This is a genomic window from Acinetobacter sp. YH12072, assembly GCF_013419565.1.
GTDB lineage: Bacteria > Pseudomonadota > Gammaproteobacteria > Pseudomonadales > Moraxellaceae > Acinetobacter.
In genome coordinates this window covers 20238-44854 of sequence record NZ_VOZV01000003.1, presented here as the reverse complement: position 1 = coordinate 44854, position 24617 = coordinate 20238, and the positions used below count along the sequence as shown (strand labels likewise).

Genomic DNA, 24617 nt, shown 5'->3' with positions numbered 1-24617 from the left:
AGATAATCTCCCGATGCTCTTATGAAAACTCAATTAAAATCACTGGTTAGTGCTGCCTTATTGGCAACAGGTCTGACATTTACTGCAACTGCGAGCCAAGCCGCGGATCGTGAATTCCTGAACGTTTCTTATGATGCGACCCGTGAATTCTATGACGAATTCAACAAATCTTTTGGTGCCTACTGGAAAAAACGAACCGGTATTGATGTGAACTTTAAACAGTCTCACGGCGGTTCAGGTAAACAGGCCCGTTCTGTGGTTGACGGTTTAAAAGGTGATGTGGTGACCTTGGCATTGGCAAACGATATTGAAGAGATCGTAAGATCTGGTCAGATCCAGCCAGGCTGGCAAAAAGAGTTCCCGCACAATTCTGCACCTTATACTTCAACGATTGTCTTCATGGTACGTAAGGATAACCCCAAAGGAATTAAAGACTGGAAAGATCTGACTAAACCGGGTGTAGAAATTATTACACCAAATCCGAAAACTGGTGGCTTGCCACGTTGGGTTTATCTGTCAGCTTGGGGTTATGCAGAGAAACAGCCGGGTGGTAGCAAAGCCAAAGCCCAAGAATTTGTCGGCAAGCTTTATAAAAACGTCAAAGTGATGGACTCTGCTGCACGTGCATCGATGACCACATTTGCTGAACGTAATATTGGTGATGTGTTGTTAACTTGGGAAAATGAAGCCCTAGTAACACAAAAAACTCTCGGTAAAAATAAGTTTGATATCGTTTATCCATCTTTGACCATTCTGACTGAACCCTCTGTAGCCATCGTAGATCGTACCGTAGATAAAAATGGCAATAAATGGTTAGCTAAAGGTTATATCAACTATCTTTACTCTCCACTTGGTCAGGACATGGCAGCACGACATTTCTACCGTCCACGTAATGAGAAAGTATTAGCCAAATATTCATCACAGTTCCCAAAAATTAAAACCTTTACCATTGATGAAGTATTCGGTGGCTGGGCCAATGCACAGAAAACTCACTTTGTGAATGGCGCAATCTTCGACCAGATCTATAACTCGAAGCGTTAATCTGTTGATTAGAAAATAAATTTAAAATATAAAAAAGCTTCCTCGATGGAGGCTTTTTTATCGGCTGTCGAAAAATAAAAACGGTTTTCTCTATAGAAATTAATATTTATCTACAAAAAGTCGTTTGGAGCTTTAGCTAAACAGAGTGATAATGTGCAGTTAAATTTTTCGCCCTATTGATTGAGTTTTTATGTCACATATTTCTGTATTACTTCACGAAACGATTGATGCCTTACTGGCTGGTCGCAATACGGGAATTTATGTGGATGGAACCTTTGGTCGCGGTGGGCATACACGTTTATTACTTTCCAAATTAGATGAAAATGCACGCGTCTATGCTTTCGATAAAGACCCGCAAGCATTGGCTGTTGCCGCAGAACTGGAACAGGGAGATTCACGTTTTAAAATTATCCATGCCAGCTTCGCTGATTTAAAACAGGCATTAGCTGAGCAGGGTATTGAAAGTGTAGATGGTGTGATGGCTGACTTAGGGGTGTCTTCACCGCAGCTGGATCAGGCAGAACGCGGTTTCAGCTTTATGAAAGATGGCCCGCTGGATATGCGTATGGACAACTCGCAAGGTCCGACTGCAGCAGAATGGCTGGTGGATATTGAAGAAGAAGCACTGGCCAATGTGATTTTTCAGTATGGGGAAGAGCGTTATAGTCGTCGTATAGCCAAAGCGATCAAGGCTGCCGGATATATTGATACCACAGCCAAACTGGCGGAAATTGTGAAAGTTGCCCATCCAAAATGGGAAAAAAATAAACATGCTGCCACCCGAACTTTCCAGGCAATTCGTATTGCTATTAATAAAGAATTAGAAGATATTGAAACTTTCCTCCCTCAAGCGGTTGAAATTTTAAAACCAGAGGGACGTTTGGCTGTGATCAGCTTTCATTCATTAGAAGACCGGTTGATTAAACAGTTTATTCAAAAAGAATCAACGCTTGAAGAAGATTCAGGCTGGGGAATGCCGCAACAACAAAAGGATACGCGACGTTTAAAGAAAATCGCCCGGGTCAAGGCAAGTGATGAGGAAGTTAAAGCCAATCCTCGTTCACGTAGCGCATGGCTGCGCGTGGCAGAACGTTTAGCTTAATAGGCACATCATGAAAACTGAAGTGGTTGATAAAAAAACAGAAAAGTTATGGCTGAAAAAAGTCATTATTTACCTCATATTGATATTGATGGTCTTCATCAGTGCGGTATTTGTCGTCTTCCAAGTCTTTGAATACCGTCAGGATAACCGCAAACTAAGTACCTATCTGCGCGAACGGGATGACCTGAATGCAGAGTGGGGACGTTTGCTGATTGAACAGCAGACTTTCGGTGCGACCGCGCAGATTGGTACCCGTGCAGTGACCCAGTTAAGGATGTATTCACCTCCGATTTCACAGAGTGTCGTGATTTCCTTACCACAACCTTCAGATGAGAAAAAATAAGGCTAGCGCTCGAACATGGTAGACAAGAGAAAGAAGCAACCGGTACGTAAAAAGCAGTCCGTCACCGAGAAAAATGCCTTAAATGTTTATATCAACCGTTTTTACATCATGTGGGCCGTGGTGCTGCTGTGTTTTGTGACACTAATCGGCCGAGCTTTCTATGTGCAGATTATTAATAAGGATTTTCTGCAAAATAAAGCCAATGCCAATATTTTACGAACCAATACCATCAAGGCCATGCGTGGCGTAATTTATGATCGTAATGGTATTCCACTGGCGATCAGTACGCCGATTATGAAAATCGTGATTGACCCACGTGACTATTTTGATAATAAAAGACTCTATGATGAAACCATGCTGGCGCTACAGAAAGAGCCGAATAGCCGTAAACTAAAACGCCAGCTCCCAGATAAAAACCTGAATCTGGATGAGCTGGCTGATGCAGTGGGCATGGATCGTGCTGAATTGCGCAAAAAGATGGAAGAGCGTCCACGTTCACGTTATCTGATCCTGAAAAAAGAAGTGCCGCCACAACAGGCGGAACTGATCATGAAGCGTAATTTCCAAGGTGTGTATACCGAGAAAAACTATAAGCGCTATTATCCTCAGCCCCAGCCAAACTCCCAGATTATTGGTCTGACCAATAGTGAGGGAATTGGGATCGAAGGTCTGGAGATGCAGCTGAATACCCGTCTTGCCGGTCAGGATGGTGAACAGCAGATTATCCGTGACAAAAAAGGCAACCGGGTTAAAGAACCGGAAGTGATTAAAGAAGTTGAGCCAGGTGAAAACATTACCCTGAGTATCGACTCACGTTTACAGTACATTATGTATCGTGAACTGACTGCAGCAGGCGTCGCCAATAATGCCCGCTCCGCAACAGCGATTGCAGTCGACGTCAAAACCGGTGAAATTCTGGCAATGTCTTCTTGGCCCTCTTATAACCCGAATGACAAGAATGGCTTATTAAATAAAGACGCAATGCGTAATCGTGGCGCTGTCGATTCCTTCGAGCCGGGTTCAACCATGAAGCCGCTAACTGTGGCGATGGCTCTAGAGAGCGGGAAATATACGGCCAATTCGGTCATCAATACGAGTCCAGGTAGTATGCGGGTCGGAAACCACACTATTCGTGATACGCATAACTATGGTCAGTTGACGTTGGGTGGGATTATCCAGAAATCATCAAACGTCGGGGTAGCTAAATTAGCTCTGTCACTGCCGTATGAAACTTTACCGACTTTCTATAAACGTCTTGGTTTTGGTCAGCGTTCCGCAGTGAAATTTCCGGGTGAAAGTTCCGGTTTGATTCTGCCGCCAAGTAAATGGAATGTATCTGAAGTAGCAACTATGGCCTATGGTTATGGTCTGAATGCGACTGTGCTGCAACTGGCTGATGCCTATGCCATGCTGGCGAACAAAGGTGTGAAAGTGCCTTTAAGCCTGTATAAATTAGAAGAACAGCCACAGGGCGAGCAGATGATTGATCCACAAATCGCAGAACAGGTTCTGCTGATGATGGAAACAGCAACTCTGCCTGGTGGTACAGCAACCCGTGCAACCGTACCTGGTTATCGTGTTGCAGGTAAAACCGGTACTGCGCATAAATTGCGTGCCGACCGTAAAGGCTATTCAACCAGTGAATACCGTGCTTTATTTGCTGGTGTAGCACCCGTGAGTGATCCGCGTATTGCTATGGTGGTGGTCGTGGAAAATCCGCAAGGGTCTTATTATGGTGGTACGGTATCTGCACCTGTCTTTGCCCGTGTGATGCAGGAATCTTTACGCCTGCTAAATGTCCCGTTGGACAAACCTTTAGAATCTCCCAAAGTCCAGTAAATAGGTGATCAATGTCCATTACATTTCAAGATCTCTACGCCGTTCAAGAACCTGCTGAGTGGATGCGACAATCCTTTCAGGGTTTCGAACTGGACAGCCGCAAAGTTAAACTGGGGCAAATTTTTATTGCCCTGACCAGCTTGTCTCAACCTGAAAAAACCGCAGAATATGCCAAAAAAGCCCTGTCATTGGGTGCACTGGCCGTAATTTCAGAACAAGAGCTAGGTGTTACTCCAGCTTTGGTAGTACCCAATGTCCGTCACTTGATGGGCGAGTGGCAAAAGCGCTATCTGCAAGCGACTCAGCCAGTCAAGGCTGCCCGTATTCTGGCCGTAACTGGTACCAATGGTAAAACCACAATTTCCCGTCTGGTTGCTGAGTTGCTGATGCTGCAAGGCAAAGCTTGTGCAGTTATGGGGACTACTGGGAATGGTATTTTGCCGAATCTGGAAGCCTCTTCTCATACCACCCTTGATGCCCTGCAATTGCAAAATGCCTTGCATGCTTATGCACAGGCAGGTGCGGAATTTGCTTCAATTGAGGCGAGTTCGCATGGTCTGGAGCAGGGCCGTCTGAATGGGTGTGCGATTGAAATTGCGGCTTATAGCAATTTAAGCCGTGACCATCTCGACTATCACGGTACGTTGGAAGCTTATGCAGAAGCAAAATCGCGTTTATTCAGTTTTGAATCTCTGAAAGTTGCAGTTATCAATATTGATGACGCACATGCAAAAGTGATGCTGAATGCTGCAAAAGCCAATCCGAATCAGCCGAAAATTCTGACTTATTCTTTGTCACAAGCAGCTGATTATCAGGTTCAGGATATCCAATACAGTATTTCCGGTGCTGAATTTAAATTGATCACTGCACAAGATACATTTACTGTGCATAGTCCTTTGCTGGGTCATTTCAATATCGAAAATCTGGTTGCGAGCCTGGTTGTGGCAGAGCAAGCCGGTTTTGCATTAGCCGATTTAATTGCAACTGTGCCCGAGCTGAAAGGTGCTCCAGGCCGTATGCAGGTGATTCGTGATGATGAACGCCTGTTTGTGGTGGATTATGCGCATACTCCAGATGCCCTGACTCAGGTCTTGCTTACGCTGAAGCGCCATGTCAGCCAAAAACTCTGGGTTGCTTTTGGTTGTGGCGGTGATCGTGATCGTGGCAAACGTCCGCTGATGACTCAGGCGGCCCTCGAAGGTGCTGATATTGCAGTGCTGACTTCGGACAATCCGCGTACTGAAGATCCAAACCAGATTTTCGCTGACATGAAGCAGAGTATCGATTTTTCAGGCAAAAGCTATCATGAAATTCATGACCGTCGTGAAGCAATCCGCTTTGTAGTCGACCAGGCGCAGCCAGGTGACATTGTGGTGATTGCCGGTAAGGGACACGAAAATTATCAGGAGATTGATGGGGTGCGACATTGGTTTGATGATGTGGTCGAGGTACAGGCCGCGATTGATGCCCAGCATCATAACCGTGATTTAGCATTTCCAGCGCATTAGGATTTCACATGCATACTTCAACAACAAGTACCGTGCCTCTAGAGTCATGGACAATTGAACAGTTACAGCAAGCCACTCAGGGTTATTGGCTGAATGATAAAAAACCTGAAGGCCAGATTAAGCGGATTTTAACTGATTCCCGTCATGCCGAAGCAGGTGATGCTTTTCTGGCATTGAAAGGTGAGCGTTTTGATGCGCATGACTTTATCGCCCAAGTGGCTGAGAAGGGCTGTGGCGTCGCAATTGTCAGCCAACCTGTTGATGCAGAGATTTGCCAGCTAGTAGTTGAAGACACTCGTCTGGCACTGGGTCATCTTGGCGCTTATCGTCGTCAGCAAAACTCACAGCTTAAAGTCATTGCTTTGACAGGCAGTAGCGGTAAAACCACGACCAAGGAAATGCTGGGCAGTATCCTGTCACGTCTGGCACCGACTTTAGTCACTCGCGGTAACCTGAATAATGATTTGGGTGTCCCAATGATGTTGCTGGAACTGCGTGCTGAACATCAGTATGCGGTGATGGAGCTGGGTGCGAGCCATCAGGGTGAAATTGATTACACTTCCAATCTGGTACAGCCGCATGTGGCCGGTATCATTAATATCGGTACTGCACACTTAGGTGAGTTTGGTGGCCGTGATGGGATTTGTCGCGCTAAATCTGAAATCTATTCACATATTTCTGAAACTTCGATTGTGCCTGCAGCGGATGATTATGCCGAGCAGATTCGTGCAGCCGTCAAAACCGAGAAGACTCTAAGTTTTGGTCAGGGCGGTGACGTCTACGCGACTGACGTAGAACTACATCCGCAATCTGTGACTTTCACGCTAAATACACCGCAAGGCAGTAAAACCGTAAATCTGCCATTTGCTGGTGAACACAATGTGCAAAACGCAACTGCAGCAGTGGCTTTTTCTTTGGCGATTGGTATCAGTCTGAATGATATCGTGGCTGGCCTTGAACAGGCCGTTGGTGCCAAAGGTCGTTTGAACTTTATTCCGCACAAAGAATTTTTATTTATTGATGATACCTACAATGCCAATCCAAGCTCGATGCGTGCAGCGGCTGAAGTTTTAGCGCAGCAGCAGGGTATTCGAGTGATGGTGACCGGTGATATCGGTGAACTGGGTTCATCTGCCGCGATCGAGCATTATAAACTTGGTCGGGATCTGGTATCGGTCAAAGGCATTAATTTTGTGGTGGCTGTGGGTGAATTTGCTCCAGCTGCACAAGAAGGTGCACGTAGTACGCAATATGGTAAGAAGATGCAGGCTTTCCTGAATCAGGAGCAGGCTTTACCATTTTTAATTGATTTGATTGAAACACATCATCCCCAGCCAATGTCTTTTCTATTTAAAGGGTCGCGTTTTACCCATATGGAAACATTAATGGCTGCATTGATGGAGAAACTCTAAATGCTGTTATGGCTATTTGACCAGCTGGCGGGCTTTGATAGCACGTTTCAGGTGGTTCGTTATTTAACTTTACGTGCTTTGCTCAGCGTTTTGACTGCTATGACTATCGGTTTGGTCTTGGGTCCGATCATGATTCGCAAATTGCAGGCACTAAAATATGGTCAGGCAGTAAGTTCGTTTGCTCCTGAGAATCATGCCAAGAAAATGGGCACACCGACCATGGGTGGGGTATTAATCCTGCTCTCGATCGGGATCTCCACCTTACTGTGGGCGGACCTGACGAATCCTTATGTCTGGATTGTGCTCTCGGTGATGGTGATTTTTGGTGCCGTTGGTTGGGCGGATGACTGGATTAAAATCCGTTATAAAGACAATGCCGGTTTACCTGCACGTAAGAAATTCTTCTGGACATCAGTGGGTTCTTTGGGTGCTGGTATTGCGCTGTATGTGATCGCCCAGCAGCAACCGAATCCGGTAGTGACTGCCAATATGCTGGATGTGTTAATTCCATTCTTTAAGGATCACACCATTCCATTGTCTGTGATTCCGCTGGGAATTGGCTTCATTATTTTCACTTACTTCGTGATTAATGGTGCATCCAATGCCGTAAACCTGACTGATGGTCTGGATGGTCTGGCAATTATGCCAATTGTCCTGGTTGCGGCAGGTTTAGGGGTATTTGCTTATCTGGCAGGCGATGTACGTTTCGCTAACTACTTACATATCCCTTATGTAAAATATTCTTCTGAACTGGTAGTGATCTGCGCTGCGATGATTGGTGCCGGTCTGGCATTCCTCTGGTATAACGCTCACCCAGCTCAAGTGTTCATGGGTGATGTAGGGGCGTTATCTTTAGGTGCAATGCTGGGTACGATTGCTGTGATGGTGCGTCAGGAAATCGTGTTTGCGATTATGGCAGGTGTATTCCTGGTGGAAGCAATTTCAGTCTTCCTGCAAATCGGTTCATTAAGAATGCGTAATAAACGGGTATTCCTGATGGCACCTTTGCATCACCATTATGAAAAGAAAGGTTGGCGTGAAACTCAAGTCGTCATCCGTTTCTGGATTATTACGATTATGCTGGTAGTTTTGGGTCTAATGACCTTAAAATTACGCTAAGAAATGCATTTGAAAAAGTCGGCGCATGCCGGCTTTTTTGTTTTGGAGAAATTAAAAAATGAACCTACTGATGTGTCCTGTTTGTCGTGAGCAGTTGCGCTTAAATGAACGTACATGGCGCTGTGACAATCAGCATAGCTATGATGTGGCCAAGCAAGGTTATGTGAACCTGCATGTGGTGCAGCATAAACATAGTAAAAATCCGGGCGATACGCCTGAATCTGTGCAGGCACGCCGTGCATTTCTGAGTGCAGGCCATTATGCGCCTTTGCAACAGGCTGTGGTCAAGAAAATCCGTGAGCTGCGGATTGAAAATCTGCTCGATATTGGTTGTGGCGAAGGCTATTACACCAATGCCATGCAGGCTGAAGTCATGCAATGTGTCGGCGTAGATATTGCCAAAAATGCAGTTCAGGTTGCAGCTAAACTGAATAAAGAAATTACCTGGGTGGTAGGGACAGGGGCAACCTTGCCGGTATTGGATCAATTCATTGATCTGTGTACCAGTTTATTTAGCCCGATTCCGAAACAGGAAATCTTGCGGGTATTAAAGCCAAAATCTTATTTGATGGTAGTGACGCCTGCACCACAACATTTGTACGCGATGCGTGAAGCCTTATTTGAGGAAGTGAAAGCACACGAGCCACAGAAATTTGTTGAGCAGTTGCAGGATGTATTTAATCTGGTAAGTGAACAGGTGATTGATGCGCCAATGACTTTGCCTCAAGCGGATTTAAAAAACCTGATTGCTATGACTCCCTATGCTTATAAAGCCAAACCTGAACGCCGTTTGGCACTTGAGCAGCAGGATCAATTCAATTTAATGGCCCAATTCCAGATTTATGTATTTCAGAAGAAATAAATTTAAAATCTAGAAATAAAAAAATCCCTCAATAATGAGGGATTTTTTATTGGTTCAGATTATTCAAGTTCTTCAATCAAGTTTTCCAAAGGATCCACCACCACCCGATTTGGTTGTAGTGGCTGGTCTCTTGGTGCCACTCTTTCATCATCCGGTATGCGGATTTCCTGATCAGGCAAATCTTCAAAATCATTGCTTTGTCGCTTAGGTGCTACAACGGGGGCAGGGCGATACAGAGGCGTCGCTAAAGGTGGAGAAGACGGATCATGCTGTTCCTGCTCACCTTGCACTACTTTATTACGGTTAATAGGTGCTTTAGCATTACGATCCAGGCGAACCCAAGCTTCTGGTGTACCTTTTAAGGCATTACCCATAAAGTCGGTCCAGATTGGTAAGGCTGCCACGCCACCGTATTCACGGCGACCTAAAGTTTTTGGCTGGTCGAAACCGACCCAGGCAACGGTGACCAGCTTGCCATTAAAACCTGCAAACCAGGCATCTTTGGCATCATTAGTGGTACCGGTTTTACCCCCAATATCGCTACGACCAATTCTTAAAGCAGCACGTCCCGTACCATGCTGAATCACATCACGCAGGATATTGGCCATATCATAAGCAGAACTAGATTTTAAAATACGTTCTGCCTGACGGTAATTACTGTCTTCAGCCGAGATTTTTGGTGTCTCTGGTTTTTGCGCTAGGGTCTTGTTATTGATTTCAATTGCTTCATCATCAGGAGTGAGTGCGCCTGTTGGTTGAGGACTTTCTTCCTGAGCATTAATACACGAGATGCAGGCATATTCAGGCTTAGCCTCAAAAATAGTCTTGCCATAGGCATCTTCGATCCGCGTAATAAAATGTGGCTGAATCCGATAACCGCCATTGGCGAACGTAGCATAACCAGTAGCCATTTGGATTGGTAAAACCTGAGGTGTACCTAGAGCAATGGTATAGTTCCGTGGAATCTGGTTATCCTGCAAGCCAAAATCCATAAATAACTGACGGGTACGTTCAATACCGACGGTTTGTAATAGACGAACTGAAACCGTGTTACGTGACAGATATAAAGCACGACGTAAAGGAATCATCCCTAAATAACGGCCATCCGAATTACGCGGACTCCATTTACCAATAGTAATCGGTGCATCATTGACCATAGTGTGTGGAGTCATACCACGTTCTAAAGCCAGAGCATAAACAAAAGGCTTAATGGTTGAACCCGGTTGACGCCAGCCTTGAGTCGCGCGGTTAAATTTGGATTGATAAAAATTATAACCACCGACAATGGCTTCAATCGCACCATTATTCGGGTTCAAGGCAATTAATTGGCCCTGTACCTGAGGCGTTTGTACCAGTGCCCAGGAACTTTTATTCTCATTAGGCCTTAAACGAACAATATCTTTAACTTTGACAATCTGTGATGCTCTGCTTGGTGCGGCACCTACACTATCTGCACTACGATAAGGACGGGCCCAGGACATGCCTGACCAAGGCACAGTTACGGTTGTACCATCCTGCATCAACGCTTCAAAGCTATTATTATTGACCTTGGTCACTTCAGCAGGGTAAGTGTTGGCATAGACACGGAAATTTTGCAGGGGCTGATCATGAGCCTCAGCACCTCGCCAGCCATGACGACGATCATAAGCTTCTAAACCGTCCTGTACCGCCTGTTCAGCATAAGCCTGACGTTCACTATGGATCGTCGTGTAGACTTTATAACCTGAATCTATGGCCTGTTCACCAAAATTTTCTACCAGTTCGGAGCGAACCATTTCACCGACGTAGGGAAATTTGTTACGCGTACTGCGGTCAGGCATATCCAGGTTAATCGGTTCAGCAATGGCTTCCTGATATTGGCTTTGATTCAGATACCCCAATTGCAGCATGCGACCTAAAATCCAGTTACGGCGTTCTAATGCACGTTTAGGGTTGGCCACCGGATTATAACGAGAAGGTGCTTTAGGTAGGCCAGCAATCATTGCCATTTGCGCAATCGAAAGCTCATCTAAACTTTTGTTGTAATAGATTTTCGCTGCTGCCGCAATGCCGTAAGCATTTTTCCCCAAGAAAATTTTATTGACATATAAAGTCAGAATTTCTTCTTTACTTAAATTCTGTTCTATTTTACGTGCCAGGAAAATTTCAGTCAGCTTACGCTTTAAAGTACGTTCGGGACTTAAATAGTAGTTTTTGGCGACCTGCATGGTAATGGTCGAACCGCCAGTCTGTACATCAGAGCCGGTAATAGTTTCACTGACTGCACGTCCTAAGCCTTTAAAGCTGATCCCGCTGTGTTCGAAGAAACTAGAATCTTCTGCAGCGAGGAAGGCGTGAATAAATTCTTTCGGAATCTGTTCATAATTCACAGGAACAGAAAGCTTGCCACCATACTCTGCAATGAGCTCATTATCTGAGCTAAAAACTTGTAAAGGCTTTAATAAAGGTGCCTTTTTAAGCGTAGACATTTCAGGCAAAGATGGGGCAATATAGAGATACATGCCATAGAAACCCATCGGAATTGAGATCAAAATAATGATAATGATCAAAAAAAATGGATGAACAAGGCCTGAACAAGATAGCTTTTTCATAACAAGTAAGTTTTAATAAGAGCTAATGGCAAACTAATTACCGGTCAGTATATCCTTTAGATATACATATTGTTAGATGAGTTATTGTATCTGTATAAAATTATAGGCCGGCACAGATTGGTGAGTTTGTTTTTATTGGGGATAAAAAAATAATAGGAATTGTATTGTGCGCAGGTTATATCGTAAGCCAAATAAGGGGTTAATAGGAGTCGATATTAGTTCGACTTCTGTTAAAGTTTTAGAGCTCTCTGTAAAGAACGGTCGGTACTGGGTAGAAAGTTATGCTTTAGTCCCATTACCAGAAAGTAGTGTCGTTGAAAAAAATATTTTAAATCCAGAAGCGGTGGGTGATGCGTTGGGGCGTGCGATTAATTTGGCCAATACCCAGTCCAGTCAGTCAGCCTTTGCGATTCCAACTTCTATGGTCATCACCAAGATCATCGAAATGGATGCCGATATGTCGGATGATGAACGTGAAATTCAGATTCGTGAAGATGCCGAACAATATATTCCTTTCCCACTTGATGAAGCCAGTCTGGACTTTGAAGTTCTGCCAGACCGTTTAACCAATCCGAACCGGGTCAATGTCCTGTTAGTAGCGACCCGAATCGAAAATGTTGAAGCGCGTTCTGAAGTACTGCAAATTGCCAACCTCAATCCAAAAATTGCAGATGTCGAAAGTTTTGCATTAGAAAATGCATTCAAGGTGTTTTCGGATACCTTACCGATGGGGGTAAATACTGTCGGGATCCTGGATATTGGTCATAGTATGACGACCTTATCCGTCATGCAAAATAACAAGATCATTTATACCCGTGAGCAGGTTTTTGGTGGCAAACAGCTGACTCAGGAAATCCAGAACCGTTATGGATTATCTTTTGAGGAAGCAGGGCGTGCTAAAAAAACCCGTGCCTTACCGGATGATTATGACATCGAAGTGCTGGAACCTTTCCTGGATGCAGTCGTGCAGCAGGCAGCGCGTTCATTACAGTTCTTCTTCTCTTCATCTCAGTTTAACGAGATTGACCATATTTTATTGGCAGGGGGGAATGCCAATATTCCAGGTCTGGCAAAACTATTACAGCAAAAACTCGGCTACCGGGTCACAATTGCCAATCCATTCCTGCAAATGGGCTTTTCTCCTCAAATTGATATTAAAAAAATTGAAAATGACGCGTCCTCACTCATGGTTGCATGTGGTTTGGCATTGAGGAGTTTTGATTAATGGCAAAGATTAACTTACTCCCTTGGCGCGATGAGCTAAGAATTAAAAGAAATAATGAATTTGTAGCGATTTGCGCAGGGGCACTTTTTCTAGGATTGGCAGCAGCAGGTTCAACCTGGTTCTACTATGATCAAAAACTTCAGGATCAGGAACAGGCCAACCAGCTGGTGGTCAGTACTAACCAGAATCTGGATGTACAGCTGAAAGCATTGGATGGTTTACAAGACCAGCGTAATGCAATTGTTGAACGTATGAAGCTGATTCAGGGTCTACAGACTCAACGACCGATCGCAGTTCACCTGATTGATGAAATTGTACGGGTCACACCAAGCAATATGTATATTACCAAATTCCAGCGTACCGGCGATAAATTCACCATTGAAGGTAAGGCAGAAAGTCCGAATACAGTGGCTGAATTGCTACGTAATCTGGAAGCTTCCACCTGGTATCGTAATGCATTTATGAATGCTTTTCTGGTTGCTGAAGAGCCAAAAGATAAAGCGCCATCCTCAGTGATTCCTCGAGTAGAAGAATCTTATGGCAGCTTTACGGTCACGGTTGATCTGGATCAAATTGCTGAGCCAACACTTAAAGAAGGACAAACACCAGCCACAACTACAGCGGAGGCATCATCATGAGTAATGACGGATTCGATGAATTAAGCCAAGACGTAGTGGCTGTTCCTAGAAAAAAAATGACAGTTGAGAAATTCTTTCAACAATTCAATACACTAGATCCAAATAATTATGGTAGCTGGCCATTATCAGTCAAAATTACCTGCTGGATCTTTATTGTTATTCTGGTTTTTATGCTGGGGTATTTCGGGTTTATTCGCGGCAAGATAGAAGCAATTTCACAAGCCAGTGCTCAAGAACAAAACCTGTTAAATGAATTCCGGGAAAAGGAATCCAAGCTGCGTAATTTACAGCAGTATCAGATTCAGTTGCAGGAGATGGAAGCACGTTTTAATCAGCAATTGGAACAATTGCCGAAAGAAACTGAAATTCCAGGTCTGGTGGAAGATATTAACCTGAGTGGAGTGAACTCTGGACTGAAATTCAAGAATATTCGTCTTGAACCTGAAATCAAGCAGGAATTCTTTATTGAACAGCCAATCGCGATTGAAGCCACTGGGGATTATCATGCCTTTGGTTCTTTTGTGAGCAGTATTGCAGGGCTTTCGCGCATCGTTACACTGCATGATTTCACCATTACAGGAACTGAAAATAAAGAAAAGAAATCTGAAATTCCTGTTATTGATTATGTAGTGAAAGCGAAAACCTACCGTTATGTAGGCAATGCAGATGCTTCATCTACTTCAGCTACAACTGATACGCAGGGAGCTCAGTAATGAATATCATTAAAATTACTTCAGCTTTAACGCTCGGATTTTTATTGGTGGGTTGCGAATCAAGAATTGATGCAGTCAATCAGGAAATGGCCAATATTCGTAATCAACCACCATTACCAATTGAACCGGCGCCGGATTTTATTCCGACAGAAATGTTTAATTATGCAGCTCATCAGCTGAAAAGTCCTTTCCTGCCAAGCTCTTTAGCAGCCGAATTGAAAATTATGGCAGGTAAGCGGGTTTATCCAAACTTGTCACGCCAATTACAGCCTTTAGAGAGTTATCCACTGGAAACTTTAAGCATGAAAGGCAGTATGCGGAATCAGGCGGGGCAGATTCTGGCTTTGATTCAAACGCCTGATGGGGAAATTGAACGGATACAACGTGGCAGCTATATGGGACTTAATCACGGTCGTGTAACGAGAATTACGCCGACACAGATTGACTTGATTGAGATTATTCCAGATGGCCGTGAGGGATATGTGGAACGTCCACGAAGTCTGGTTTTGATTGGGCCAGCGCCATAAGTTTTAAGGAATAAAAATGAATAAGAGTATTAAAGAATTTATTTTTGGGGATGCTAATACAATGAATCATGTGTTTCGTCAGTTTTCTATGGGGGCTGTCGCGATTGCTGTGATGCAAGCAGCGAGTGCGCAAGTTTCAATGACCAATGTGGTGCCAATGCAGATTCCTGGACAGGGAACTGAAATCCGGGTGATGTTTAACGGTCTGCCACCTCAGCCTCAAGCTTATCAGCTTGAATCTCCATCACGCCTGATTCTGGATTTTAATGAGGCACAACAAAATCTAAAACAGTCTAGTATTCCAGTCGCAACTGCTGAAGCCAGTTCAGTGGATGTTAGCTCGGATGCACAGCGTTCTCGTTTGACAGTGAATCTTGCTAATGCAGGTGCATTTACGACGCGTGTGGAAGGCAATACCTTTATTTTAAAAATTAATTCTGCCACTCCAGTCGCTATTGCTCAGCCTGTACAACAGCAGGTCGCTCAGGGGATTACTAATATTGGTTTCCAGCGGGGTGCGCAAGGTGAAGGACTGGTGGTAATTGATCTGGCAGGTCAGAACACACCAGTCGATGTACAGCAGCAGGGAACCAAAGTGATTGTGCGGACTCTGGGCTCCAAGATTCCGGCACATTTGACCCGACGTTTGAATGTGAATGATTTTGCCACGCCTGTTTCAACCGTAGATGCAGTCAATCAAAATGGTTCAGGTGTAATTACTATTCAGTCTGCAGAAAGTTATGAATATATGGCTTTCCAGACGGATAATAAGCTGACGATTAGTTTGAAGCGTCCAGAAGTTAAGGGTCCATTACGTCCTAAATCAGTCGCTTATACAGGCAAGAAAATTTCCCTCGATTTCCAAGATATTGAAGTTCGTCGAGTTCTACAATTATTAGCCGATTTTACCGATATCAATATGGTTGCTGCAGATAGCGTACAGGGTAATATTACCTTACGCCTCAAAGAAGTGCCTTGGGATCAGGCTTTAGATATCGTGTTAAAAACCAAAAATCTAGATAAGCGCCGTAATGGTAATGTCATCTGGATTGCACCAGTAACAGAGCTGATTAAGGCTGAAGAAGAAGAAGCTAAGGCTTTAAAACAAAGCGTTGCGCTTGCACCAATTCAAACTGAATATATGCAACTCAGTTATGCAAAAGCAGCAGATATTGAAAAACTGATTACTCAAAATAAAAGTGCATCAGGATCAGGTAATTCAAGTAATAGTACTAATAACGATGATAAAGAAAGTTTATTAAGTTCACGTGGCTCTATCTCTATTGATGCTCGTACCAATACCATTATTGTGAATGATACCCAGCCATTTATTGATAAAATTCGCAATATGGTCGATCTACTTGATGTGCAAGTGAAGCAGGTGATGGTAGAGGCGCGTATTGTCCGTGCAACCACTGACTTTACCAAAGAAATGGGGGTGAAGTGGGGAATCCTATCTCAAGGGATTACCAATAATAATCACCTTCTTGTAGGGGGGAGTGACACTACTCTATGGGATTTGAGAGATCCTCAAGAAAGTGATTTAGGGGGATTTACCTATGATATTCAACGCCCGGATAACCTAAATGTAGACTTAGGGGTAACCAGTCAAGGAGCAAGCCGTATTGCTTTTGGCTTAATCAGCCTTTCAGATTTTATGCTGGATCTTGAACTTTCTGCACTACAGGCAGACGGTTATGGTGAAGTGATTTCTACGCCGAAAGTGCTCACTGCTGATAAGCAAAAAGCAACTGTGGCTTCTGGTTCGCAAATTCCATATCAGTCCGCAGAAGGTGGTGGTGCTAATGCAGTTTCAACTACTGAATTTATTGATGCAACTTTAAGTCTGGACGTTACACCAAGTATTACCCCAGATGGCAAGGTACAGATGGAGTTGAATATTACCAGTGACTCACCAGGAAATCCGACACCCACTGGACAGTTAACGATAAATAAAAACCAGATCAATACTAATGTACTGGTTGATAATGGTGAAACAGTAGTGTTAGGGGGTATTTTTGAGCAAGAAACTCGAAATGCACAAACTAAGGTGCCTTTCCTGGGCGATCTACCTTATTTAGGCCGTTTATTCCGTAAAGATGTAAAATCAGATAACAAGCGTGAGTTACTGATTTTTGTTACGCCTCGAATTGTTAATGACAGTGTTTCAAGAAATCATTAATATATTTTGAATTTAACAAAATGAATAGGTGACTCCTTGCCAAGCAAAGAGTTTGAAACCCTGCCAAATATCTATTTGGTAGGGCCGATGGGGGCCGGTAAAACAACAGTAGGACGACATTTAGCAGAACTGTTAGGACGAGAATTTCTGGACAGCGATCATGAAATTGAGCGGAAAACAGGAGCTACAATTCCCTGGATCTTCGAAAAAGAGGGTGAAAAGGGTTTTCGTCATCGTGAAACTGTTGTCATTGATGAGTTAACCTCACGTCCACAGCTGGTGCTTGCGACTGGTGGTGGCGCAATTACTCAGGCTCCTAATCGGGATTATTTAAAGCAGCGAGGCATCGTTGTTTATCTTTACACTCCAGTTGAAATTCAGCTTCAGCGAACCTATCGCGACAAAAACCGTCCCTTGTTACAAGTTGAAAATCCTGAACAGAAACTTAGAGATCTGCTTGCAGTGCGGGATCCGTTGTACCGGGAAGTCGCACATTACATTATTGAGACCAATCAGGGAGCTGCACGAGATCTGGCGCAGCGTATTCTGAATCTCATCCTTCCAAAAAAATAAGTTCAGTTGAAAAAGTGGTCATTCCCTCATGAAAACCTTATATGTCGAACTCGGTGAACGTCGTTACCCTATTTTTATTGGCAGTAACTTGAATCCTCAGGAATTGCTTGAGCCCTATATTCATGGCAAGCAGGTGATGATTGTCAGTAATGATACGGTGGCACCACTCTATCTGGATCGCTATAAGGCTGCATTGGAAAATCTGGGTAAAACTGTGGCGACCTGTATTTTACCGGATGGCGAGAAATACAAAAATATTGAGCATCTAAACCTGATTTTTGATGCATTGCTTGAGGCGGGTTTTAACCGCGATTGTACAGTTCTGGCACTCGGTGGTGGTGTTATTGGAGATATGGCCGGCTTTGCTTCTGCCTGTTTCCAGCGTGGTGTCTATTTTATTCAGGTGCCAACGACGTTACTCTCTCAAGTGGATTCCAGTGTGGGGGGTAAAACCGGCATTAATCATCCACTGGGTAAAAATATGATTGGTGCTTTCCAGCAGCCACAAGTGGTGCTGGCAGATATGTCACAACTTGCAACTTTGCCGGATCGTGAACTGTCTGCGGGTCTGGCTGAAGTGATCAAATATGCCTTACTCGGAGATGAAGATTTTCTGGTCTGGTTAGAAGCCAATATGGAAGGTCTTATTGCCCGTGATGAGCAATTGCTGGCCGAAGCGGTTTATCGTTCTTGTGCACATAAAGCTCGTATTGTAGCCAATGATGAAAAAGAGCAGGGTGAGCGTGCTTTACTTAATCTCGGTCATACATTCGGTCATGCGATTGAGTCTTATCTGGGTTATGGTGAATGGCTGCACGGAGAAGCGGTAGCAACCGGTATGGTGATGGCAGCAGATTTATCCCATCGCATGGGCTGGATTTCATTAGAAGACCTTGAGCGTACAAAAAAAATCATTTCTCGTGCGCAATTACCTATTGTTTGTCCTAAAATCCCACTTGACGATTTCTTGGCTTATATGGCTCACGACAAGAAAGTTTTAAATGGGCAGCTTCGTCTTGTATTATTGCAGCAACTTGGAAAAGCAGTCATTACTCGAGACTTTGATGTCGAGTTGATGCAACAGGCGATTTTAGCTCATCAGGCATAGGTTTAAATTTTTATGACAGCATTACGTACCCCTTGGCAAAAGATTCAGCATTATTTCTGGCTGGTCTGTGGCGTATGCTGTCTATTTGCTGCCTTGGTTTTTTGGGCTATTACCGATACAGATGAAGTGGTAGAAGTAGAGAAGAAGCCGGAAACGGAAGTTGAATTACAGATTCAACCAGAAAAAGTGGCCTCAATGACCCATCTTGGTGCACTTTCTGATGAGGTTAAGCCTCTTGCTCTCAATACTCGGATTGTTGTCAATGTTAGTCATGAGCCTGAATTCCGCGGAACCAAATATATTGGTGAAGTAAAGAAACAGCATGCGATTGAGCTATTTCGTGTAGGTAATGAAGCCATTCTAAAAACCTTCCTGAAAAAGCAGCAGGATCGTAAGCCTTTTGTTTATTTAAGGCTTTCGGGTGAGAACCAGCCTGAACAATATGTATTGTTATATGGTCTGTATAAAACCGCAGCAGAAGCTCAACAGGCTTTATCAGTGCTCAATCTGAATCTGCCTAAATCCGTCCAGCCTAAAGTTGTGGCCATGCAACAATATGCCAGTCTAGTCAACAGTATGGGTTCGGAAGAACTGGCAAGTAATCAAAAACTTTATGAAATTCAGTTGAAAAATGTACCTTTACCGAAAGTCGATGAATCCGTACAGATAAGACCGAAAGCTCAACCTTCAGCACCTGTGGTCACCCCTAAAGAAAGCACCACGAGTACCACGATTGTTCGACGTGATCAGGAAGGTAATGTAGTAGATGTACAGAAATCTCAAAGTCATGTCGAAGGAAGTCCGCGCTCATCAAATGGCAATTCTCGACCTCAAGAAAACGAGATTAGTGATCCATTTAACTAGGCCGGTCTAAAATAGCGCACGGACACTTTATCTTTATTATAAATGTGCGCTTTTGGTGCAAAAAATACGCACCATAAATAATCATAATTTTCCTTTTGTAGGCTAAATCTTTGTCATTTGTGTTGTTTTGATTTTTGCTCCTTAAGTTGGCATGAAATTTGCTTTATTGGTGCATGAATTGAATTAATCTCCCTGTTTTGGCGCGAAAATGATTCGATGAATAGGCGTAATTGTCATCTTTGTTGCTTATTTTTATCTTATCCATCAGCAAAATGAATGTTATTTTTCATGCATTCCGTCTGAAAAAGGATTATGTTGAAAAGATACTCAATGATATTTTGCTCTATAAAGCTGCTTAGCTTGCCGAGTAAATCAGACAGTCACGCACAGCAGAATTTAGATTGTTTAATAGCCTATCGGGCTTAGTGAAAAGAAGGGTACGCTATGCACATGCCATCGCCTAATAATGTAGCTCCCGCTCAAGGTTTATACCAACCGGATGAGTTTAAAGATAACTGTGGTTTCGGTTTGATCGCCCATATGCAGGGTGATGCCAGTCATGATCTGGTCAAGACCGCAATTCATAGTCTAAGTTGTATGACCCACCGTGGCGGTATTGCTGCTGATGGCAAGACCGGTGATGGTTGTGGTCTATTGCTGGCAATGCCTAAAGAATTCTTCCGTGAAGAGGCCAAACGCTTAAGCGACATTACCTTAAGTGAGATTTTTGCTGTGGGTACAGTATTCCTGAATCTGGATCCAGCATTAGCCGCACATGCAAAACAAGTCCTGACGAAAGAAATTGAAGAAGAAGGCTGTCGCGTTATCGCATGGCGTGTTGTACCGACGAATAATGATGCGCTCGGTGAGATTGCAATGCAGTCTTTGCCGGCTTTTGAGCAGGTCATCGTGAACTGCCCAATCGGTGTGACTGAAGTTGAATTCAACCGTAAATTGTTCCTTGCGCGTCGTCGTGCTGAACAGCAGTTAACCAGTGATTCATACTTCTATGTGACGACCTTATGCTCAACTGTAATCAGCTATAAAGGTCTGATGATGCCAGCAGCTATTGCTGACTTCTATACTGACTTGGCTGATGAGCGTCTGGCATCACATATCGTGGTCTTCCACCAACGTTTCTCTACCAATACATTGCCACGCTGGCCATTGGCTCAGCCATTCCGTTACCTGGCACATAATGGTGAGATCAATACCATTACGGCTAACCGTAACTGGGCAATGGCGCGTACGCCTAAATTTGAAAACCCGTTACTGCCAGGTCTGACTGAGCTGAGTCCAATCGTAAACCGTACTGGTTCAGATTCATCTAGTCTGGATAATATGCTGGAAATCCTCGTGGGTGGTGGTATGGATTTGTTCCGTGCGCTACGTATGCTGGTTCCACCTGCTTGGCAGAACGTTGAAACGCTTGATGCTGATTTACGTGCATTCTATGAGTTCAACTCTAAACATATGGAAGCATGGGATGGCCCTGCTGGTTTAGTTATCCAAGACGGTCGTCATGCGATCTGTATGCTGGATCGTAACGGCTTGCGTCCGGCACGTTGGGTCATCACTAAAAATGGCTACATCACACTGGCGTCAGAAATCGGTGTATGGGGTTATGAACCTGAAGATGTCATTTCTAAAGGACGTGTGGGTCCTGGCCAAATGCTGGTGATCGATACTTATACCGGTAAAGTATTAGATACTCAGGATGTGAATAATCACCTGAAACGTATGCGTCCGTACCGTGAATGGTTACGTGAAAATGCTGTACGTCTACAAGGTAGCCCTGAGCTGGAAGAATATCTATGTGAGCGAGGCTTGAAAGGTGACAACCTGAAAGCGGCACAGAAAATGTTCATGGTGACTTTCGAGGAACGTGACCAGTTACTGCGTCCAATCGCTGAAAGCGGTCAGGAAGCTGTGGGTTCTATGGGTGATGATACCCCGATGGCGGTTCTGTCACGTCAGGTACGTCATGTATCAGACTATTTCCGTCAGCAGTTCGCACAGGTAACGAATCCGCCAATCGATCCATTACGTGAATCGATTGTAATGTCACTAGAAACCTGTTTAGGTCGTGAACAAAACGTTTTCGAACAGGGTCCAGAACATGCAGACCGTCTGATTATTTCAAGTCCGGTCCTGTCTAATTCAAAAATGCATCAGATCCGTACGCTAGGTCGTACAGGTTATGAGATTGCGGATATTGATCTGAACTATGCTGAAACTGAAGGCCTAGAAGCTGCGATTGCTCGTATTTGCGAAGAATCAGCGCAAGCGATTCGTGACGGCAAAACTTTATTGGTACTTTCAGACAAGAAAATCCGTGAAGGTTTCTTGCCAGCCAATGCTGTGATGGTTACTGGTGCAGTACACCATCATCTGATCAATACTGGCCTGCGTACTGATGCGAATTTGATTGTTGAAACCGGTTTCGCCCGTGATCCACATCAATTTGCCGTTCTGCTTGGCTTTGGCGCGACAGCAATTTATCCATACCTGGCATATGACGTGATCAATGATCTGGTGGCTAAAGGTGAATTGCTAGGTGATCCGGTCTATGCACAAAACAATTTCCGTAAGGGGATTGAAAAAGGTCTGCTGAAAGTCCTGTCTAAGATGGGTATTTCAACTGTGGCTTCTTACCGTGGCGGTCAGCTGTTTGAAGCAGTTGGCCTATCCAATGAAGTTGTGGGCAAATGCTTCGTAGGTGTTCCGAGTCGTATTCAGGGTGCAACTTTTGCTGACCTTGAAAATGACCAGAAACAACTGGCAGATTTGGCATGGAAAAACCGTAAGCCAATCGATCAGGGTGGTATGCTGAAATTTGTCTTCGGCAAGGAATACCATGCGTTTAACCCGGACGTGATTAACTCACTGCATAAAGCAGTACGTTCTGGTAATTATGCTGACTTTAAAGAATATGCAGAACTGGTGAACAACCGTCCGATCGCAACGATCCGTGACTTATTTAAACTGAAAACAGACAACTCGATTCCAGTCGAACAAGTGGAATCTGTGGAAGAGATCCTGCCTCGCTTTGACTCTGCGGGTATGTCTTTGGGTGCACTATCTCCTGAAGCACATGAAGCGATTGCGATTGCTATGAACACTATCGGTGGTCGTTCTAACTCTGGTGAGGGCGGTGAAGATCCAGCGCGTTATGGCACCATCCGTAACTCGAAAATCAAACAGATTGCATCCGGACGTTTTGGTGTAACTCCAGCGTACTTAACATCAGCAGAAGTACTGCAAATTAAGGTAGCTCAAGGTGCAAAACCAGGTGAAGGTGGTCAGTTGCCAGGTGGTAAAGTGAATGGCTTGATTGCCCGTTTACGTTATTCAGTTCCGGGTGTTACTCTGATTTCACCACCACCGCATCATGATATCTATTCAATCGAAGATTTATCTCAGTTGATCTTTGACTTGAAACAAGTTAATCCACAAGCGATGGTATCGGTGAAACTGGTATCTGAACCGGGTGTAGGTACGATTGCAGCAGGTGTTGCGAAAGCATATGCCGATTTCATTACTATTTCCGGTTATGACGGTGGTACAGCAGCATCTCCATTGTCTTCGATTCACCATGCGGGTTCTCCATGGGAATTAGGTTTAAGTGAAGCGCATCAAGCACTTCGTGTAAACGACCTGCGTGGTAAAGTCCGTGTACAAACCGATGGTGGTTTAAAAACCGGTCTGGACGTTGTGAAAGCAGCAATTCTGGGTGCAGAAAGCTTTGGTTTTGGTTCAACGCCAATGATCGCATTGGGCTGTAAATACCTGCGTATCTGTCACTTGAATAACTGTGCGACCGGTGTTGCAACTCAGCAGGATCATCTGCGCCAAGAGCACTACATCGGCGAACCTCAAATGCTGATCAATTTCTTCACTTTCATTGCTGAAGAAACTCGCGAATGGTTGGCGGCACTTGGCGTATCTAGCCTGAAAGACCTGATTGGTCGTACCGACTTACTGGAAATCCTGCCAGGTGAAACTGACAAACATGCTCACCTTGACCTGAGCAAACTGCTAGAGTCACATCCAGCAGCAGAAGGCAAAGCACAGTACTGTGAAGTACAGGGTAATGAACCATTCGATAAAGGTATTTTGGCTGAGAAAATGGTAGAGGAAATTCTGCCAGCAATCGAAGCAGGTACAGGCGGTGAATACAGCTTTACAGTAGGTAACTGTGACCGTTCGATTGGTGCACGTCTGTCAGGTGAAATTGCCAAACGTTATGGCAACCTGAGTATGGAAGCACATCCAGTTAAAGTAAATCTGACTGGTACAGCGGGTCAGTCACTCGGTGTCTGGAATGCGGGTGGTCTGCATCTGAAACTGGAAGGTGATGCGAACGACTACGTGGGTAAAGGTATGGCAGGTGGCCGTATCTCGATCTTCCCGCCAAAAGGTTCGCCATTCCAGACTCAAAATACTGCAATTATTGGTAATACCTGTCTGTATGGTGCGACTGGTGGTAAATTGTTTGCTGCAGGTACTGCAGGTGAGCGTTTTGCAGTTCGTAACTCCGGTGCCTTCGCCGTGATTGAGGGTGCAGGCGATCACTGCTGTGAATATATGACTGGCGGTATTGTGACTGTCCTAGGTAAAGTAGGTCATAACTTCGGTGCAGGTATGACCGGTGGTTTTGCTTATGTATTGGACCTGGACAATGATTTTGTAGATCATTACAACCACGAGTTGATTGAACTGAACCGTATCTCAACTGAAGCGATGGAAGAACATCAGACCTTCTTGCTTCGCATTTTAGATGAACATATTGCAGAAACAGGTAGTGCTTGGGCGTACAAGATCCGCCATGAGTTTGATTTCTATAGTCGTAAGTTCTGGCTGGTAAAACCAAAAGCAGCTAACTTATTGACCTTGTTGAAAACAACTCAAGCTGATCCACAATAATTCCACTACTGCAGATATAGGCAGACCTAAGGTAATGCGAATAA

18 protein-coding genes are annotated in these 24617 nt (G+C 44.3%); 17 read left to right on the top strand and 1 reads right to left on the bottom strand.

Translation table 11 applies throughout. The features are described 5' to 3' along the window. The first annotated feature begins 21 nt into the window (after nucleotides 1–21). The 8 genes from FTU19_RS02350 to FTU19_RS02315 all read left to right on the top strand — a co-directional run bounded on the left by FTU19_RS02350 (nucleotide 22) and on the right by FTU19_RS02315 (nucleotide 9226). On the top strand, nucleotides 22–1041 hold the full coding sequence (locus tag FTU19_RS02350; RefSeq protein WP_159122700.1) for a sulfate ABC transporter substrate-binding protein: 1020 nt from the start codon (nucleotides 22–24) through the stop codon (nucleotides 1039–1041). A 190-nt stretch (nucleotides 1042–1231) separates the two neighbouring features. After that, nucleotides 1232–2143, top strand: coding sequence for a 16S rRNA (cytosine(1402)-N(4))-methyltransferase RsmH (gene rsmH / locus FTU19_RS02345; protein ID WP_034702209.1), 912 nt, complete (start codon nucleotides 1232–1234; stop codon nucleotides 2141–2143). Nucleotides 2144–2153: 10 nt separating this feature from the next. Then, nucleotides 2154–2486, top strand: a complete 333-nt coding sequence (gene ftsL / locus FTU19_RS02340) for a cell division protein FtsL (protein WP_159122699.1) — start codon at nucleotides 2154–2156, stop codon at nucleotides 2484–2486. Between the two features lie 15 nt (nucleotides 2487–2501). After that, nucleotides 2502–4325 carry a penicillin-binding protein PBP3 gene (ftsI, locus tag FTU19_RS02335; protein ID WP_180033719.1) on the top strand — a complete coding sequence of 608 codons (1824 nt, stop codon included), beginning with the start codon at nucleotides 2502–2504 and terminating at the stop codon, nucleotides 4323–4325. Between the two features lie 11 nt (nucleotides 4326–4336). After that, a complete protein-coding gene (locus tag FTU19_RS02330; RefSeq protein ID WP_180130043.1) occupies nucleotides 4337–5833 on the top strand; it encodes a UDP-N-acetylmuramoyl-L-alanyl-D-glutamate--2,6-diaminopimelate ligase in 1497 nt (498 codons plus the stop codon). A gap of 8 nt (nucleotides 5834–5841) precedes the next feature. After that, complete coding sequence (gene murF / locus FTU19_RS02325) at nucleotides 5842–7245, top strand: UDP-N-acetylmuramoyl-tripeptide--D-alanyl-D-alanine ligase (protein ID WP_180130041.1); 1404 nt, start codon at nucleotides 5842–5844, stop codon at nucleotides 7243–7245. Continuing rightward, a complete protein-coding gene (gene mraY, locus FTU19_RS02320) occupies nucleotides 7246–8364 on the top strand; it encodes a phospho-N-acetylmuramoyl-pentapeptide-transferase (RefSeq protein WP_180016598.1) in 1119 nt (372 codons plus the stop codon). It begins immediately after the preceding gene. Between the two features lie 58 nt (nucleotides 8365–8422). Further along, nucleotides 8423–9226, top strand: coding sequence for a putative RNA methyltransferase (locus tag FTU19_RS02315; protein WP_034702194.1), 804 nt, complete (start codon nucleotides 8423–8425; stop codon nucleotides 9224–9226). A gap of 59 nt (nucleotides 9227–9285) precedes the next feature. Here FTU19_RS02315 and ponA read toward each other — a convergent pair whose 3' ends face one another. Continuing rightward, nucleotides 9286–11817, bottom strand: a complete 2532-nt coding sequence (gene ponA, locus FTU19_RS02310; protein ID WP_180130039.1) for a penicillin-binding protein PBP1a — start codon at nucleotides 11815–11817, stop codon at nucleotides 9286–9288. A 166-nt stretch (nucleotides 11818–11983) separates the two neighbouring features. Here ponA and FTU19_RS02305 point away from each other — a divergent pair, with 166 nt between their 5' ends. From FTU19_RS02305 to gltB, 9 genes are all read left to right on the top strand, one after another. Continuing rightward, nucleotides 11984–13042 (top strand): pilus assembly protein PilM, encoded by a 1059-nt coding sequence (locus FTU19_RS02305; RefSeq protein WP_180002742.1) that lies wholly within the window; start codon nucleotides 11984–11986, stop codon nucleotides 13040–13042. Next, the gene (locus tag FTU19_RS02300; RefSeq protein WP_005233586.1) at nucleotides 13042–13680 is read left to right on the top strand and encodes a PilN domain-containing protein; all 639 of its coding nucleotides are present in this window, start codon (nucleotides 13042–13044) and stop codon (nucleotides 13678–13680) included. Before FTU19_RS02305 ends, FTU19_RS02300 begins: the two co-directional genes overlap by 1 nt. Further along, entirely contained in the window at nucleotides 13677–14393 is a 717-nt protein-coding gene (locus tag FTU19_RS02295; RefSeq protein ID WP_034702183.1) for a type 4a pilus biogenesis protein PilO, read from the top strand. The genes FTU19_RS02300 and FTU19_RS02295 overlap by 4 nt, the downstream gene beginning before the upstream one ends. Next, nucleotides 14393–14920 (top strand): pilus assembly protein PilP, encoded by a 528-nt coding sequence (locus FTU19_RS02290; RefSeq protein ID WP_034169727.1) that lies wholly within the window; start codon nucleotides 14393–14395, stop codon nucleotides 14918–14920. Before FTU19_RS02295 ends, FTU19_RS02290 begins: the two co-directional genes overlap by 1 nt. A 16-nt stretch (nucleotides 14921–14936) precedes the next feature. Further along, nucleotides 14937–17102, top strand: a complete 2166-nt coding sequence (pilQ, locus tag FTU19_RS02285) for a type IV pilus secretin PilQ family protein (RefSeq protein ID WP_180130036.1) — start codon at nucleotides 14937–14939, stop codon at nucleotides 17100–17102. Between the two features lie 36 nt (nucleotides 17103–17138). After that, on the top strand, nucleotides 17139–17675 hold the full coding sequence (gene aroK, locus FTU19_RS02280) for a shikimate kinase AroK (protein WP_005233593.1): 537 nt from the start codon (nucleotides 17139–17141) through the stop codon (nucleotides 17673–17675). A gap of 28 nt (nucleotides 17676–17703) precedes the next feature. Next, the gene (aroB, locus tag FTU19_RS02275) at nucleotides 17704–18783 is read left to right on the top strand and encodes a 3-dehydroquinate synthase (RefSeq protein WP_180033729.1); all 1080 of its coding nucleotides are present in this window, start codon (nucleotides 17704–17706) and stop codon (nucleotides 18781–18783) included. A 12-nt stretch (nucleotides 18784–18795) separates the two neighbouring features. Beyond that, nucleotides 18796–19647, top strand: coding sequence for a hypothetical protein (locus FTU19_RS02270; RefSeq protein ID WP_179992175.1), 852 nt, complete (start codon nucleotides 18796–18798; stop codon nucleotides 19645–19647). A 450-nt stretch (nucleotides 19648–20097) separates the two neighbouring features. Beyond that, entirely contained in the window at nucleotides 20098–24573 is a 4476-nt protein-coding gene (gene gltB / locus FTU19_RS02265; RefSeq protein ID WP_180130033.1) for a glutamate synthase large subunit, read from the top strand. Nucleotides 24574–24617: the final 44 nt, after the last annotated feature.

Excerpts from the sequence above, each read along its gene's own strand:
- FTU19_RS02350 (WP_159122700.1), top strand. The coding sequence starts at position 22 with ATGAAAACTCAATTAAAATCACTGGTTAGTGCTGCCTTATTGGCAACA.
- rsmH (WP_034702209.1), top strand. The coding sequence starts at position 1,232 with ATGTCACATATTTCTGTATTACTTCACGAAACGATTGATGCCTTACTG.
- ftsL (WP_159122699.1), top strand. The coding sequence starts at position 2,154 with ATGAAAACTGAAGTGGTTGATAAAAAAACAGAAAAGTTATGGCTGAAA.
- ftsI (WP_180033719.1), top strand. The coding sequence starts at position 2,502 with ATGGTAGACAAGAGAAAGAAGCAACCGGTACGTAAAAAGCAGTCCGTC.
- FTU19_RS02330 (WP_180130043.1), top strand. The coding sequence starts at position 4,337 with ATGTCCATTACATTTCAAGATCTCTACGCCGTTCAAGAACCTGCTGAG.
- murF (WP_180130041.1), top strand. The coding sequence starts at position 5,842 with ATGCATACTTCAACAACAAGTACCGTGCCTCTAGAGTCATGGACAATT.
- mraY (WP_180016598.1), top strand. The coding sequence starts at position 7,246 with ATGCTGTTATGGCTATTTGACCAGCTGGCGGGCTTTGATAGCACGTTT.
- FTU19_RS02315 (WP_034702194.1), top strand. The coding sequence starts at position 8,423 with ATGAACCTACTGATGTGTCCTGTTTGTCGTGAGCAGTTGCGCTTAAAT.
- ponA (WP_180130039.1), bottom strand. The coding sequence starts at position 11,817 with ATGAAAAAGCTATCTTGTTCAGGCCTTGTTCATCCATTTTTTTTGATC.
- FTU19_RS02300 (WP_005233586.1), top strand. The coding sequence starts at position 13,042 with ATGGCAAAGATTAACTTACTCCCTTGGCGCGATGAGCTAAGAATTAAA.
- FTU19_RS02295 (WP_034702183.1), top strand. The coding sequence starts at position 13,677 with ATGAGTAATGACGGATTCGATGAATTAAGCCAAGACGTAGTGGCTGTT.
- FTU19_RS02290 (WP_034169727.1), top strand. The coding sequence starts at position 14,393 with ATGAATATCATTAAAATTACTTCAGCTTTAACGCTCGGATTTTTATTG.
- pilQ (WP_180130036.1), top strand. The coding sequence starts at position 14,937 with ATGAATAAGAGTATTAAAGAATTTATTTTTGGGGATGCTAATACAATG.
- aroB (WP_180033729.1), top strand. The coding sequence starts at position 17,704 with ATGAAAACCTTATATGTCGAACTCGGTGAACGTCGTTACCCTATTTTT.
- FTU19_RS02270 (WP_179992175.1), top strand. The coding sequence starts at position 18,796 with ATGACAGCATTACGTACCCCTTGGCAAAAGATTCAGCATTATTTCTGG.
- gltB (WP_180130033.1), top strand. The coding sequence starts at position 20,098 with ATGCCATCGCCTAATAATGTAGCTCCCGCTCAAGGTTTATACCAACCG.